This window comes from Candidatus Steffania adelgidicola (assembly GCF_020541225.1).
In the GTDB taxonomy this organism is placed as follows: domain Bacteria; phylum Pseudomonadota; class Gammaproteobacteria; order Enterobacterales; family Enterobacteriaceae; genus Steffania; species Steffania adelgidicola.
On sequence record NZ_CP045889.1, the window covers coordinates 234,242 to 251,313 of the forward strand.

The following is a 17,072-nucleotide window of genomic DNA, read 5'->3' on the forward strand; positions in this document are numbered from 1 at the left end:
GCATGTGTCTATAGTTTCATGTATAGCGCCTCCTAAGCTTACTTTTAAATCTGTAAAGCAAAAGTATAGTGTAGAAATAAAATAGGCGTAAATAAACAATACTGGGAGTTACGGTTTTCATTCTAGCGAATGAGCATGAAATCATATCGAACTGATATAAGAATTATTTATTATGCGATATCTATTTAACTAGTCTAGTTATTATATGTAAGGTATCGATATGCAACGTTTTTTCTATAGATTATCTTTTTTTTGAAAATTAGAAAAGATATGCAATAATAAAATTATTAGATTGTGTACAATTTTTTAGTATTGTGAATAGATTAGAGTTGAGATTGAAATTTACTTGTAGAGGATAATGGCTATCCATGAATAATCCAGATCAAGATAGTTTTTGATTATCAGAAAAAGGATGGCTATGAAATTGCACTATCGGCTGAAAACAGCACACCCGCTAGGACACGGCCTGCCAGTACTGTTCATCCACGGTTTATTCGGTAGTCTGGATAATCTTGGCGCACTAGTGCGTCCACTGTGCAAAAATCATTGTACGTTGCAAATTGATTTGCGTAATCATGGTTTATCACCGCATGCTCTTACTATGCGATACGACGAAATGGCACAGGATGTGCTAGCGTTGTTAGACACCCTTTTAATAGAACGTTGTATCGTTATTGGTCATTCTATGGGTGGAAAAGTAGCAATGAAGCTTTGCACAATGGCACCAATCCGCATTGCGCAAGCAGTAGTTATTGATATGGCTCCGGTTGTTTATCAACTGCAGCCGCATAATATCATTTTTGCTGCGCTTCTAGGTGTTCGCGAAGCCGGGATTACACAGCGATGCACTGCTGCGCGGTTAATGGAGGATTATATTGATGATTCAAGCACTGTTCAATTTTTATTAAAATCGTTTTGTCAGGGCTCATGGCGTTTCAATCTTGAGGCTATTCAACGAAATTATGCTGATATTATCGGTTGGAAAATTCAAGCCCCCTGGCTAGGGCGGGTATTGTTTATTTTCGGTGGTAACTCTATGTATTTAAATAACCTCTATCGAGAGGTGCTCTATCAGCAATTTCCTCAGGCATGTATTTATATAGTAGCCGATGCTGGCCATTGCGTTCATGTTGAGAAGCCTGAAGAGGTTCTACATCTTATAACTGGTTTTCTAGCAGATAGAGCATCAGTTGTAGTGAAGAAATAGGTATTAATGTTTTGCATTGTTCTAGAATAGGATAAGTGGTATTGAAAGTTAGTTGTGTATAAATCGTAATAGAGCGGGGTTTTTGTCTTAATAGTGAAAGAATACCTACTAATAATAGTAGCAACATTTGAGATCAGGAAGTGAGCCTAAATCTTTTTTAGTAAGAGCTATGCGTTTTCTGCATAGATGTTTTATAAAGAGAAAAGTGTAATTTTATTGAGAAACAAAATTATGTTTGCTCATGTTCTATAAACGAAGGTATCCAAGTGTCTTAGGTAAAAAGTTTATTTGTTTTTAACGTATTACTCGTTATATATAGATATTGTTAACCTGCTGCATTTCGATTAGAATTGAATTATTATGGACGTATATAAAAAGATTTTCCGTGATATGAACTAAAAATCACGCGTGTTGCTTAATAAAACGTTTAGAATCAAAGCTCTTGATTATCTAGATGAAGAGATAGAATCTTTGTCTAAAGATATCACATCCAATCTCAAAATATTGCTGTTGCGTTGAGGATCAGGGCTGGCAATGTGAGGGTTCTGTCCGTTTTCTTATAAAACAATGACATTAACGAATGTGTAATCTTGCTTACCCGACCTTCATGAAGTATTGCGTATAGCGAGCGATGAGGGGGGTATTAATATAAAAGAATAAGGAACTTATTAAGTTAATAAATATGTCTTTAGATAACAGAAATTAATTCCATCGATTAATCAGAATAAATTATTATTGATATAATATGATAAGAGAGAGCATACAGCGCAGATATATACGGACATTTACATTCAATGGTGAAATACATTTCAGTCTATAAGAGATTAGTACAAAGTTAAATTTAATTTTTTTTAAAAATTGCTGTCTTTCAAGAGCTGATGATTAAAGGTGAATTTAAGAGCCTTACAATAATGGATTTAATCACTGAGGTGATTACCTGCTATTATTGCCTTAATCGGCTTAAGATTAGAGCTTTAATGTATCATTAATATTCATGGGGTTTTAATGTTGATGGCGCGTGTGGGCATTTTTTTTGGTAGTGATACGGGCAATACTGAAAATATTGCAAAAATGATTCAGAAACAATTAGGTACTAATATTGCTGATATTTTTGATATTGCAAACAGCAAGAAAGAAGATCTAATACAGTACGATCGGCTAATTTTTGGTATACCGACCTGGTATTACGGTGAAGCACAGTGCGATTGGGATGATTTTCTTCCTACGTTAAAAGTTATTGATTTTAGTAGGAAGGTTGTTGCGCTGTTTGGTTGTGGTGATCAGGAAGATTACGCGGAGTATTTCTGTGATGCAATGAGTACTCTTCGGGATATTATTGAACTTCATGGTGCTACGATAGTTGGCTATTGGTCAGTTATGGGTTATAATTTTGAAGCGTCTAAAGGATTGCTTGATAGTGATCATTTTATTGGTTTAGCTATTGATGAAGATCGGCAACCGGAGTTAACGGCCGCGCGTGTTGATGCTTGGGTTAAACAGGTTCGTATAGAGATGAAGATATCCTAAGAGGGTAGAATCTTAGATTCTATTGCTTTTAAAGACCAAGAAATTAATAAGTAGATAAACATAATTCATATCACGATATTGAATATAATAATATTCATTATTAGATGTAACACATGAAGATATCGGATGTCTTTTTCGTAACTTTCAATGTCAACAGTGTAATAATGTCGATATTTTGTTACAAGTTTTAACTGCTAAAATAAAAAAATGAATTTTAAAATTACCTAACTAGTTTTATAATAATAATTTTATTTACTGATTCTACATTTTAGTAATGTAGCGTTTTATTTTTGAAGTATTAAAGTTTAATAAGAAGTATTTATTTTTCATATTGAAACAGCAAGATATCCTTCTGCTGGAAGGATAGTATCAGAATATGATTTACTATTTTGTTTCTTTAGGGTTGGTTGAGCAAATACTATTGCTTACTAACGTATCCGTTTAGATGAACCGGGATGTGAACTTTCAAGGGATCCTTTATTGTTGATCTGAATCAGGATATCGTCCTTGTTAAAGGTTAGTGTTAATGTTTGCTGAGTGATAGGTGCATGGTCTAATTTATGCTGAAAGATATAATACCAGGTATTGGATCCAAACGGATCTTTTATCATTGAGTTACCCAAGATTTGAATCACCTCCTCTTTAGAGAGGCCTGTATGAATTTTATCGATATCAGCTTCGGTTAAATAATCAATTTTTTTAATGATAGGATGGTAAACCACTTTTTCGACAAGGGAGCAACCGACGGTGCACATTAGTATAATGCTAATAGCAATAGTGAAGGTCTGAAATCTCATAATCATTAAGTTCCTTTTCGATATAAAGGTGAAACAAAAAATTTTGTTGACTATTGAATTAAAACATAAGTTAATTATTTTGCAAGGCTTATTCGTACTATTGAGTTAAGAAAAATACAGTTTTAAAAGCTAACGCGGCCTCCTTGATATTGAGTACCGTATTTTTATGATTCTTATTTTATTACGACATTAAATTACAGAATTCGTGTGAAATGATAGAAGATTATTATAGTTCACAAGGAAACAAGGAATTATTTTAATCAAGATAGTTACAAATTCAATAAAGTCATCATTCCTGGTGTACATCTATATCAAGATAATCTAAATCATATCAAGATATAACAAAAAAATCAGCAGTTTACATGAGACGTTTTCAGATATGGTACCGCTGGGTAAAAGCTGAGTTATCTTGTTATGTGTAAAATTTATTAACAAAGGTTGTTCATGATAATTATTAATATAGGTAGGCACTGATCAGATATACAAAAGATTAGCATTAGCCAAGAGTAAAACAAAAGAGGTGGTTGTTAAAATCTAGATATATTATATAAATTTAGTTAAAGATCTCTCTTTTAAGGTCATTAAATCTATCGGTGTTGCTGTATGTCACGGTTTTTTACTATATAAGTGAGTGGTGTTTTAAAATCTAAAACCAAAATACCACGTAAGGGTGAGGGTAGTGATTAGGTATGAAGGCCAATTGACTTATTCTAAGGCTCTATGTAAAGACATATAACGCTGCGGTTTTCAGCTGAAAAATAAACGCTGAATTTTATCTTGGTTGCAATCTGTACCGCTATTGATATTGTTCTGATTAATGAAATATTGGATATTACAATCCGTCATTATGGAAAATTGATGTCGAAACCTCAGAAGTTTTCACTTTCCCTTTTGCATCCGCGCTATTGGCTTACTTGGTTCGGTTTAGGAATCCTCTGCCTTCTAGTACAATTACCGTATCGACTGCTGTTGAGGTTGGGTGCTTTTCTTGGTTATATGTCTAAGCCGTTTCTAAAACGGCGATTAAGCATTGCCCGTCGAAATCTTGAATTGTGCTTTCCTGATATGGATAGAGTATCTCTAGAAGAAACGCTTAAAAATAATTTCACTTCACTGGGCATTGGATTGATGGAAACAGGAATGGCCTGGTTTTGGTCTGATGCTCGCGTAAAGCGTTGGTTCAATGTTTCTGGTCTGCAGCATCTTCATGCGGCTAGATACCATGGGCGGGGTGTTATGATTATCGGTATCCATTTTATGTCACTAGAACTTGGTGGCCGTGCAATGGGGTTATGCCAGCCTATGATGGCAATGTATCGTCCTCACAATAATAAGGTAATGGAACTCATCCAAACTTGGGGGCGTATGCGTTCAAACAAAGCCATGCTTGATAGAAAAGATATGCGCGGTATGGTAAATGCTTTAAAGCAAGGAGAAACGGTATGGTTTGCGCCAGATCAAGATTATGGCCCGCGTGGTAGCATTTTTGCGCCGTTTTTCGCTGTTCCCCAGGCAGCTACTACCCGCGCCATTTATACCTTCGTTCGTCTGGCACAGCCAAATTTAATGCCAGTGGTGCTAATTCGTAAGCAAAATGGTCTCGGTTATCAGCTATTAATTCAACCGCATCTTAGCGACTATCCGCAAAATGATGAGATGATAGCTACTTGTTATATAAATCGGATTGTGGAGCGAGAGATACTACGAGCACCAGCTCAATATCTTTGGTTGCATCGCCGGTTTAAAACTCGCCCGAGAGGGGAACTCTCACTATATAATGAAAGACTTAACTCAAAGTATATTATATAATGCAATCATGAGGTTATATATAAAATAAGTATATAGATTCATATATTAACGACTAGTGTTCTAGTCAGAAAATGATTGATATACCAATTACAAGTTGTGAAGAAGGTACATGAACCAGTTACTCTTAACCCTGGATAAACGGCATGGGGTCTCTAAATTAATAGTTATGTAAATAATGAAAGGTAATCAGGTTAAATAATTTATGATTGTTTTAATAATGAATTAACCGTTTTTTCCTATAGGTATCTAAATCAGATACTTAAGACAATCAGATAGTGATATAACTTCTTGCAACCTGGAAAAGACCTCTGTAAACATAGAGAACAACCTCTACTCGTTTAGGCATTATCTTTATTACTATTCAATAGTAAAGTAATGATAGATTTTGTAAAACATTCATATATAGAATAAAATTCATTCTGAATGTAGTATCCTCTAGCATGGAGGAAAGGCATTTTGTATCCTAAAAATATATGATTTTAAAATGAAAATACATAGGAGATGAAAATAAAAACGATCAATGTTAAGGTTTAAATGAAATAGCTAAATAGAAAGATATTAGTTTTTGACTAAATATTAATAAAATTCATTCTATTGAATTTTTTTTAAAAATGCTTATATGTAGACAATTAGATTGATTTGAAGTTTTTTTGTGAGTGAATTTCTTTTTTAGAAAATATTAAATAGTTTTTTTAAATTATTTTAGTATTTCCGATATTTGTTTAAAAAAATCTAGATGTTATTTGAGATTTTGTATCAACGAGGATCTGATATATATGGGTTGTAATTGTGGTGTTAATTTAATGCAATTTCATTGAATATATAGAAAGGTTTAATAAGGAATGTCTTCGTGTTTTTTAGACGTCTCTACTCATAGTTTACCGTAATGATACGGGAGAGAAGTAATGATATATCTTTGGCATTGACTGGTAAGCAAGTTATCGGGAAAGACCCATCAATAATGATATGTTGATGGGTCTTATTTTATTTTCGGTAGCAGATGGCTATACAAGAAATATCCTTAATGTGAAAAAGACATAATCTTATGAAAAATTGTTTTAAAAAACAACGATGAAATCATTAATATTGACATGGTTTTTCTGATAAATTTCTAATAACTCATGCCAATACTGTACTGGGTACAGATAAAAAGTAAAAATGTCTTTTATAAGTATATATAGGAATAAGAAAATTATCGATATCCTTAATAAGGATAAATAATTTATATACAAACATAGATATCAAAACTATTTTAGGGAAACCTTGATCTGGCTGGGGTACCAGGGTTCGAACCTGGGAATGCCGGAATCAGAATCCGGTGCCTTACCTCTTGGCTATACCCCATTTTCTACTAGATCTTTTGGCTGGGGTACCAGGATTCGAACCTGGGTATGGCGGGATCAAAACCCGCTGCCTTACCACTTGGCTATACCCCAATCGCTATTGACTGAAATGATATTGCGGGAGGCGAGACTTGAACTCGCATACCTTTCGGCGCCAGAACCTAAATCTGGTGCGTCTACCAATTTCGCCACTCCCGCAAAATATGGTAGCTACGACAGGATTTGAACCTGTGACCCCAGCATTATGAGTGCTGTGCTCTAACCAGCTGAGCTACGTAGCCAAGTTTTTACTATACTGGTTTGTCTTTTTGAGACAACAACGCACTCAATGCCAGTATTGCGGAGCGGATTATACGAAGTTTAAGCACTTCAGTCAACATTTTTGTCTTAAGTCATGTTAAAGTAGCGGGTTTTCTAGCTGATTTTTGTGTTTGCTTTTAGGGGAAAGAATCTCTTTATATTTTCTTAGAACTTGTCTATAAGAAATAGATGAAGGTAAATTGTTATGAGATACATTTTTCTAACCAGTTATTAATTTTTATTAATAATAGATCAGTATTGAAGGTAATTTATAATCCTAGATTCACTTTAAGTAGATATACTCGCTAAGTAAAGTTGGCTTTCACTCATGCTATAAAAATCAAAAAAAATATTTTTATCATATTGAACATCTCTTGCTTTCTTAATGTTCTATGAATTTAGAAAATATATCTATCGAAACAATACTGTTAGGCATTTATATTGTTCAATTATAGCAAAATATGCGCTAATTTAACTAAATTATCCAGAAGGTTAGCTATCTAGCGTGAGTATTAGAGAATAATTTATTCCTTCTTTATTGTATAAAGGAGCTTATGATCATAGTAAGGTGTTTTTTGAATATTACACATGTTGTTTTTTCAGGTAGCGTATCATTTTTACCTACTGCTACTGGAGATATATCAAATATATCAATTTTATTTACAGTATTATTTATTTGAGTAAGGATGGAGATCCTTACGATTGATGATAAAAAATCATGTTAATTCAGTGATAAGTGATCAAGTCTATTGAGTAGAGTATTGTCTTATGTATTCGATAAATATGAATACAATATGGAATACATGAATATTAATAAACTCAAAAAATATTCATTCTTAATTAATAGAGATAGATTTTTAATCTGTGGTAGTTTTAGCACGAGAGAAAGATATGTTCTAAATGTATTTACGTTGGCATTACAACGCGATCTAATCGTAGATATAAATTTTTATATATGAATCGAGAGAGTTAATGGGTTTTGATTTATGTGCACGATCACAATACTTAGACTAAAATCAATGTATGATGCAATTTTTCTTATTTTCATCAAAGATCGCTCATAGCGATTTCTCATATACTGATAGAGAGTTATAGTAAAATTTATAGAATTATCTTATCTCTAACGTAGATAACTAAAATTAGTAAACGAAGCAATTTCTTTTTTATTATGTTTTAGTTATTTTTTTATTAATACTAAAAGTCCACTTTACCATAAAAATTTATCATCTGTTTAACTTCAAGTGAAGAAAATTATCGCAAAAATCGGAAGGATGTAAAATCCTGTAATAGGTCGCTAACGATTATGGGTGATCATTTCCGCCACATCTCCTCTTATGTTATTCTCTCCAGTATCATTGCTTTCGCAAGCATGCCTTCCTTGGAGAAATTATGGATCATCGCCTATTGGAAATAGTCGCTTGTCTAGTGTGTAAGGGCAAACTTTATTGCAACATAGAACGACAGGAACTAATTTGTAAATCGGATACGCTGGCTTATTTTTTGCCTGATGGTATCCCTTTCCGCCTAAAGAGTGAAGCGTGCTATTACTTTGGACGAAATTAATTCATGAGCTTTATTACCATCATTCCTGTTCGTTTTGCTTCCCGTCGTCTGCCCGGGAAGCCGTTAGTTGATATTAACGGAAAACCCATGCTGATACACGTTATCGAACGTGCAGAGGCCTCCGGTGCCGATCGGGTTATTGTGGCTACTGATCATCCGGGCGTGGTTGAAGCCGTTCAGAAATCTGGTGGTGAAGTTTATCTCACTCGCTTTGATCATCAGTCTGGCACTGAACGTTTGCATGAGGTTATCGATCGTTACGGTTTTTCTGACGATCAGATTATTGTTAATGTGCAAGGTGATGAGCCGTTTATTCCACCGCAAATAATTCGACAGGTGGCAGAGAATTTATTGAGTGCGGATGCTGGTATGACAACTCTCGCAGTGCCAATCACTAAACCAGAAGAAGCCTTCAATCCTAATATAGTTAAAGTAGTACTCGATATGCACGGTTACGCGTTATATTTTTCTCGTGCGACTATTCCCTGGGATCGCGAAGAGTTTGCCCATAGTCGTACGCATTTTTTTCATACTCTTCTGCGGCATATTGGGATTTATGCCTATCGTGTTAGCTTTATTCGTCGCTATGTTAGCTGGTCGGCCAGTCCTCTAGAGAAGGTAGAGATGCTTGAACAGCTTCGCGTTTTATGGTATGGTGAAAAGATTCACGTTGCATTAGCAAGCGTAGCGCCCGGTATGAGTGTAGACACACCGGAAGAGTTAGCACAGGTCCGTCTTAATCAGAAGATGAACTGTTCCTATTAATTAAGTTCTACTAGAATACATTTCTACTTTAAAAATATTTTTATATAGATTTTTACTTTTTAATGTTTTCATAAAGTGAAATAATTTTTATTATCTGTTCGATCCACGATTATTATATACACATATCTTATTTAGTGTAGCACCTTACAAGAAGGGTGCTAGATCTTATCCATTCAATAGATAGCGATATCATCGCTATAATTCATAAAATTTATTTTTCAACATAAAAATTATTTCATTAAGGCCGGATATATAGAAATGGTATTTATTTCTTTCGTTATCTTTAATAGAGGTATGTAAAAAGTAAAAAACAGATCTTTATTACAACATATATCTTCTATTCCAAGACTACATAGATAGTCAAGGTGAAGTTAATCAACTTCCATAATAATTATTTATTTTGGCAAAGTATTACGAGTAATCTATATGATTTGTCTGTAGTGATAAAGACATTATGGTATTGAGAATTACAGCAGTATGTCTAGAGATGTATAATTTTTTATTGAGGAAGCGGCGATGGTTTTTTATCAACAAGAAAAATTTATTTTGATGATAGTTGAGTGAATATATATAATATAGCGTATTTATTATAATCTTCTTGAGATTACATGAGTTTTTATATGAATGTTCAATAGATGAACTTACGTAAAAGTTATTGCGCGTTAAAAAAGTGATGACATTATTTAATGTATACTCATAGAGTATTTTCCATGGAATTTAAATAGCTTTTTGAAAAACTGTGTTTGACGAGATATAACTTGAACAAGTGAATGGGTGTCTATTCCCCTTAATATAAAAAGTACGAAGATAAAAGATAATAGTTCTTACATTGTTTGTATCGAGCAGCGTTTATAATTCTAAATAAATTACGAGATTTTTTATAACTAAAAATGCTTTGATACAGGATAACAGGGATGAGATTGCTTGTTTAAAACTAAAATCCTGGTATTGTTTCTTTTATCACTGAGCTTTAAATAAAAGAGAAAATATAATAATTTCATTGGTAAATAGACGTGAAGAAGTAATACGCTAAAGTCATTATTTCCACTTGATAACATATATACGAATATATCGTCGCCTAAAATAAGGATTACCTTTAGTCACTCTTCAATGGTAAAATACATTTTTTATAAAAACATTCTACAATATTTTATCAAAAGTTATATTATGTAATTTTAATTACAGGTTGACATTTACAGAATGTTCTAAATTTCTTAATTAAGAATTATTGTTATTTAACTGATATCAGGAAGCTATTAAGCCAAGACTAAAACGTATCTTAAACAACAACCATATATTTTATCAGTATATTCATACTACTAGGAAAATAGTCTTCCCTACTATGTACCGTCTGAAAATTTTTCACCAGTGAAAAATTACTATATGGATTAATGCTTATCAGTCGTGACTAACTCAATATATCTAGAAAATTATGTACATCTATTACATAAAGTTAAGATGTTAGACGAAGAATTTCCCACTAGTTTCCTGGAAAGCGTATGTATCGCTAGTAATATCATGGTTTGACTAAGTTGAGCATTAACTTCTGAGTTAACTATTTGATTTAGTTACGCCGATGTGGTTTTCAGTGATGATCACTATTATATCTAATAGTTAGATATGCTCTAAAAAAGAAAATATTTTTAAAAGGTTTGAGATAGGAATGTATATTTAAATTATCTGGCTCTATTTATTAGTTATATTTTGTTTCTTCCATAATTATTTTAGTATAAATACTATTGTTAGTAGGCGTTGATATTTTATCGTGTAGTGATAAATTTGAAATGCAGAAAATATTATTCTATATTAGAATACCATTATTTTTTATTTTTGTAGTGGATACCAAGTTCATTATTTTTTGCTTTTTTCTCTAAGTATGAAAATTAATTTTTATCTTGTAGTGATATAATAAAAGACGTTTCTTTAGACGTATACTATCTAATGATATCGATTGGATCATATCATTAGATAGTAGAATGTTTAAATGCTCCTGGTTGCAGGTTGAACGGGTTTTTATCAATTCAATATGAAGCATTCTTTTAGAATGTTGGTAATGATAATGAAATTATTTAAGTATAAGTCAAGTTTCGTTTTTAGGTACAGCAGGAAATGATCGACCAGACTATATCCAGTTCCTGTGAAATTAGTTATCTATGTATCTTTTTCTTTTTCGTATGTTAAAATAAGGAGGTTTGTTGACTTCTCAATATTTACTGCTACTTCATTCAAATCTTGAAAAGTATTATAATAAATCTCGGTTTTAATTTTTTAGAAATAAATAAACCACTATAGAATGATATGATGTATTGTACTAGCAAATTAGGTTGCTTAAACCATGTTGTAAAAAATTTCTACTACGTCTCTCGATAGAGAGAAACGCAAACATGTCACATAGAAAAATCATAAAGGTTTTTTAGAAAATAAAGTTTCGATTGTCAATTATGGGGGATAAAGTTCTACTCGTTAAAACCTTGTGTTATGAAATTCATAAATAGTCAGTGTAGTGATTGCATAAATATTCAATAATTGGGATGTACGTGTTTATTAAAGTGCTGCTCTAATCGTTAGAGCAATTGTGGCTTACCATTAAGATATATAGTCATATAGAATAACAAATAGGCAAAGGTTTATTCAAATTATCTGGAATAAAATATTCATCAAATAAAGAGTATTGAACTTTAAGTGGTGACAGGTTAATAAGTTAAATCTATTAAAAGATATTGGAAATATAAAATATAGTAGCGATATCTTATCAAGATAGTTATGCCTCTATTTGTGAAGAGAAGATTGTTGTATAAAACAATTCATATTTACTTACAGCAATTAAATAAGATTTAGTAAATATTTAATATAAAACAAGAATATCTAAATAGAATAAAAGGTTTTCGATGCGATATTAAATCTAATTAATATGATTCTAGACAATGTTAATGGTGTTAACGTATAGCGTCGCTAATATTAATGATTTGTAATAGAGAACAATATGTTTTTAAGCTGCTTAAGAATCCAATATAAATACTGCTTGTATACTTAATAAAACTTAAAGTTTATTTAATTATAACTAAAAACCGTATCAGGATGGTAAATAATACCAATTATTAAAGCAGAAATAAAACCTGACACTCTATGGTAACTAAACGCTATAGTAATCGTCAGAAAAAACATATCTAATTAAGTTTTAACGGGGTAAAATAAACAAGTATAAAAATAGATATCAGTATGCGATATCTATTTTTAGTGTCAATGGTATTATCAAAACAAAATTGTTTTTTAATGATAATTTATTTTGATATGTTTAACTCTGTTAAGAGTTTTTCGGAAAGTATCGAATCCATACTGGCTAACGCCATTGGTAACACTGTGATATCCCCTCCTCCAGCTTGTGCTAGATCAGAGCGTCCCCCACCCTTTCCCCCGATTTTCTCCGCGAGATAACCAATGATCTCATCTGCTTTAACCTGATGTATTAAATTTCTTGTCACGCTAACAATTAGGTTAACCTTATCTTCTGAAACTGAGCTAAGAATAATAATCGACGATTTAAATTGATTTTTTAAAATATCAACAGTAGTGCGCAATATTTTAGGGTCAACATTATGTAGTTTTTTAATGATCAGCTTGACCCCGTTTATCTCACGAACGTGGTGGCTGAGCGCAGCGCTTTCCTGTGTAGCTTGCCCGATTTTTAATGTTTGAATTTCTTTTTCCAATTGACGAGAATGTTCCTGTAGTGCTCGCACCTTCTTTAAGAGTGTTTTGCTATCCGCTTTAACTAATTTAGAAAGGTACGATATTAAACAACTATCCTGATGAAGTGAGGTCAGCGCAACTTCGCCAGTTATAGCTTCAATACGCCGGACTCCGGCAGCGATGCCAGATTCCGAAATGATGCGGAATAAACCAATATCCCCAGTACGGTTGGCATGGGTACCTGCGCATAGTTCGATAGAGAAATCGCCTATGCTGAGCACTCTTACCTTCTCGTTGTATTTCTCGCCAAAGAGAGCTATAGCACCTTTATCCTTGGCGTCTTTCAGTGTCATAATGTGAGTGTAGATCACCAGGTTGTGTCGAATCTCTTTATTCACAAACTTCTCTACTTGATGAATTTTCTCCGGTGTAATGGATCCAGGATGGGAAAAATCAAAACGTAGATATTGGTCGTTAACCAACGACCCCTTTTGTAGGATATGCATACCAAGTTCTTGCCTTAACGTCGTATGTAACAAATGAGTTGCTGAGTGGTTTAGGCAAATACGTTCACGTCGCTCGCGATTTACTTTGCTGTTTATTTGTTGGCCTATTTTTAGCTCACCGTGCTTTAGTTGACCTAAGTGACCAAATGATTGACCGTATTTTTGCGTATCGGTCACCTGAAATATTCCGGAGTTCGATTGCAATTCGCCCTGATCACCTACCTGTCCGCCCGATTCGGCATAAAATGGCGTTTGATTAAGTATAACCACTGTTTCTTCACCCTCTCGGATGAGTTCTACTTGTTGTCCATGGTGGAATAGAGCGGTTACTTTTCCTTGATATTCAAGGTTTTCATACCCTAAGAAAGAGGTCGTTTCTTTTATGCGTAGCTTGTTTTTATAGTCAGTACTAAAATCGTTGGATGTGCGAGCGCGTTTTCGTTGCCATTCCATGGCGTGTTTAAAAGCTGTTTCGTCGACGTTAATGTTGTGTTCTCGACAAATTTCCGTAGTTAAGTCTAGTGGAAAACCATAAGTATCGTGCAGTCTGAAAGCCGTTTCTCCATCAAGAGTATTGCCTGTTAGTCGAGTGAGTTTGTCGTCTAGCAGAGTGAGCCCTCTTATCAGCGTGCGGGAAAACTGCTCTTCTTCATCGCGAAGCACTTTTTCTACCATTCTCTCTTTTTGTTTTAGTTGACTCTGGGCGTTATCCATCACATCGATAAGCGGTGCAACTAGTTTATACAAAAAAGCATGGTTGTCGTTGAGCATATTTCCATGGCGAATCGCGCGTCGTATGATGCGGCGTAGAACATACCCTCTCCCTTCGTTGGAAGGGATGACGCCGTCACTAATTAGGAAAACAGAGGCGCGAATATGATCAGCGATTACGCGCAGTGATTTATTCTCGAGATTTCTATTTCCTATTACTCGGGATATGGCGGAAATTATTTTTTTGAATAGGTCGATATCGTAGTTCGAATGGACATGTTGCAAGACTGCTGCAATACGCTCTAGTCCCATTCCGGTATCTACGGATGGATTCGGCAATGGCAGTAAAGTGCCGTCAGTCTGGCGGTTAAATTGCATGAAAACTAGATTCCAAATCTCAATGTAGCGATCGCCTTCTTCCAGGCTTCCCGGAGGACCACCGGCGATATGATCGCCGTGATCGTAAAAGATTTCCGAGCAGGGACCGCAGGGGCCGGTATCTCCCATGTTCCAGAAATTATCGGAAGCATAAGCTTTACCTTGATTATCACCAATTCGGATAATGCGTTCAGTTGGTATCCCAACCTCGTTGGCCCAGATGTTGTAAGCTTCATGGTCTGTGGAGTATACTGTCACCCAGAGTTTCTCTTTAGGCACATTAAACCATGCTTGATGGGTTAATAATTCCCAAGCAAATAAAATGGTGTCATGTTTAAAATAGTCACCGAAGCTAAAATTCCCTAGCATTTCAAAAAATGTATGGTGACGAACCGTATAGCCAACATTTTCTAAATCATTATGCTTGCCGCCAGCCCGTACGCAGCGTTGTGAGGTAGTTACGCGTCTGTAAGAACTGTTATCTAGGCCAAGAAATACATCTTTGAACTGGTTCATTCCCGCGTTGGTAAATAGCAATGTTGAATCGTTATCGGGCAGTAGTGAACTACTCTCTACCACTTGATGCCCTTTGCTATGGAAAAAATCGAGAAACGCCTGACGGATTGCAGCAGTACTCTTACTCATAGTTATCCTAGAATCATGCAGTTAGAGTGCGAATCATAAATAGAATAGCGTAATGATGAGGTGCAGGAATAGCACTGATAATTATAAATAGCACGAATTAGATCAATCTTTTCGTTGCGAACTATAAGTGCGTACCTTATCTTTATTTTTCTTAGTGTTTTTAGAATGAATGTTTGACACTATCTCTGTCTTAAATTAAGTGATTTACATGGCGCCTATTATCAGGTTATGCATACTATTTTAGTAAATAATGGCCTTATTGTGCGTATTTTGCTTATTATTAAGCGTAACAGAGGTTAGGCGCTACTGGAAGCATGTTTTTGTGTTGGAATATGCCTTCCTCATGTTTCTAAAAAGAGGTTGGTTCCGTTACAAACTAAAAATTGGCATGGCTTGTTTTAAAGTTTTTACGTTTAAGTCAGTATAAATTTCATAGATTATAAGCAGAGCTGATAACTTAATATTAATTTTATTTATTAGAAGAATAATGGTATATACAACATATTTTATTAGGTGTATGACATTGCGTGGATATACTGTTTTTAGTAAAATCTCAGATCCATTGCTTCATTATATTGATTTATTACCCCAGTTATTTTTGTAGTCTATAACAACAGCCGATAACTCTCTTTCCATTGTGTTCTTACTATATCGATAGATATGCAAGAAATATGCTTGATAAGTGTATAGCGTACACAAGAAGCATTATATACTTAGTATGCTCATACGTTTAAATATGCGGAGAAACACTTCTCAAAAGGTAGAATTATCTGGTTTTCTTCCGAATATTCACCATAATCCTGAGTATTTACTTCAAACAACAGCATTTTTATCTAATTTTTTTAATTGTTTCTGTTTTAAATCATCTTTTCGAAGAAAAGGATCATGGTTTCTTTTTTGAGAGATAAGAATATTTCTTTATAAGAGATTGGATCTATAGATTTGATCCAAAACACTATGATGTAGAAAAGGGATAATTATAAGACTTGATACTACCTATCTACGATAAATGTAGATTGCTGCTTGCCGGATGCGCTGTTCTGATTTTGGGTTGGTGGTAAGAAAATAATCATAAGTTTACTTCGTCGTCTTATCTCTCCAGTGACTTGTTTATGAATCTCACTACTTTTAAAGACCCTGTCAGAAATGATGCCCGGACTCGGAATCGAACCAAGGACACGGGGATTTTCAGTCCCCTGCTCTACCGACTGAGCTATCCGGGCGATAAGCCGCATTAAACCGTATTGACTTAATTTCGTCAATGGATTTATCTAAAAATCATTTAAAAGAACTAATGACTAATACCTGCAAAGTAAAATACGGATAATGTATCTTAAGGTGTTTTTTCTATAAGATGACATCTTGCATCTATTCTGATAACAGATTAACCATCTACACATCCTAAATATTATGTTACGCTAATGGTTTACTCTAGTCTTTTAAAAAATAACTTACTCGAACATAGGGTAATAATGATAGATATAGAGTATTACTATATTAGTAGTGTAGCACTGTGTTTCTATAAGTCAGGATAACTTGTTTTTACCGGTTTGCCAATGAAGATATTAAATCTATCTTCTTTAGAAGATGCATTTTGATTTCATATTGCACATGTACTTTTAGTCCATTTAACTTATCTAATGATATTAACAAAAGAGAATAAAAGATGAGTGTTTGAAAGTGTAAAAATAGTTTAGTATTTGTTCGTGGTATTGTCCGATTGAATTAATTAGTGACTGTTTAACTGATTTATCATAAAATTAGAGCAGGATTAGTAAAATAGCGTGAAGAACATACATTATAAAATAATGATAAAGTTTTTAAAATGTAT

The 17,072-nt window shown here is 33.8% G+C and carries 7 protein-coding genes and 5 tRNA genes; 5 read left to right on the forward strand and 7 right to left on the reverse strand.

Annotated features, from left to right (window positions below; translation table 11 throughout):
* Positions 1–418 precede the first annotated feature (418 nt).
* Both GFK82_RS00600 and fldA read left to right on the forward strand, forming a co-directional pair.
* Positions 419–1,207 (forward strand): alpha/beta fold hydrolase, encoded by a 789-nt coding sequence (locus GFK82_RS00600; protein WP_226811012.1) that lies wholly within the window; start codon positions 419–421, stop codon positions 1,205–1,207.
* A gap of 1,011 nt (positions 1,208–2,218) precedes the next feature.
* Positions 2,219–2,734 (forward strand): flavodoxin FldA, encoded by a 516-nt coding sequence (gene fldA, locus GFK82_RS00605; protein ID WP_226811013.1) that lies wholly within the window; start codon positions 2,219–2,221, stop codon positions 2,732–2,734.
* Positions 2,735–3,162: 428 nt separating this feature from the next.
* On the opposite strand, the gene bamE is transcribed toward fldA, so the two are convergent.
* Complete coding sequence (bamE, locus tag GFK82_RS00610) at positions 3,163–3,537, reverse strand: outer membrane protein assembly factor BamE (RefSeq protein WP_320412889.1); 375 nt, start codon at positions 3,535–3,537, stop codon at positions 3,163–3,165.
* 852 nt (positions 3,538–4,389) lie between these two features.
* Between bamE and lpxP the strand changes: the two genes are divergently transcribed.
* On the forward strand, positions 4,390–5,340 hold the full coding sequence (gene lpxP / locus GFK82_RS00615; protein ID WP_226811318.1) for a kdo(2)-lipid IV(A) palmitoleoyltransferase: 951 nt from the start codon (positions 4,390–4,392) through the stop codon (positions 5,338–5,340).
* A 1,269-nt stretch (positions 5,341–6,609) separates the two neighbouring features.
* Here the strand turns inward: lpxP and GFK82_RS00620 are convergent.
* The 4 genes from GFK82_RS00620 to GFK82_RS00635 form a co-directional block, all read right to left on the reverse strand.
* Positions 6,610–6,684 (reverse strand) — tRNA-Gln (locus GFK82_RS00620).
* A 17-nt stretch (positions 6,685–6,701) separates the two neighbouring features.
* Positions 6,702–6,776, reverse strand: a tRNA-Gln gene (locus GFK82_RS00625).
* Between the two features lie 23 nt (positions 6,777–6,799).
* Positions 6,800–6,881 (reverse strand) — tRNA-Leu (locus GFK82_RS00630).
* A 6-nt stretch (positions 6,882–6,887) separates the two neighbouring features.
* Positions 6,888–6,964, reverse strand: a tRNA-Met gene (locus GFK82_RS00635).
* A 1,408-nt stretch (positions 6,965–8,372) separates the two neighbouring features.
* On the opposite strand from GFK82_RS00635, the gene GFK82_RS00640 reads away from it, so the two are divergent.
* Together GFK82_RS00640 and kdsB are read left to right on the forward strand one after the other, a co-directional pair.
* On the forward strand, positions 8,373–8,546 hold the full coding sequence (locus tag GFK82_RS00640; protein ID WP_226811014.1) for a Trm112 family protein: 174 nt from the start codon (positions 8,373–8,375) through the stop codon (positions 8,544–8,546).
* Positions 8,547–8,549: 3 nt separating this feature from the next.
* Positions 8,550–9,311 carry a 3-deoxy-manno-octulosonate cytidylyltransferase gene (gene kdsB, locus GFK82_RS00645; protein WP_226811015.1) on the forward strand — a complete coding sequence of 254 codons (762 nt, stop codon included), beginning with the start codon at positions 8,550–8,552 and terminating at the stop codon, positions 9,309–9,311.
* A 3,281-nt stretch (positions 9,312–12,592) separates the two neighbouring features.
* Here the strand turns inward: kdsB and alaS are convergent.
* Positions 12,593–15,241, reverse strand: coding sequence for an alanine--tRNA ligase (alaS, locus tag GFK82_RS00650; RefSeq protein ID WP_226811016.1), 2,649 nt, complete (start codon positions 15,239–15,241; stop codon positions 12,593–12,595).
* 1,150 nt (positions 15,242–16,391) lie between these two features.
* Positions 16,392–16,464 (reverse strand) — tRNA-Phe (locus tag GFK82_RS00655).
* Positions 16,465–17,072: the final 608 nt, after the last annotated feature.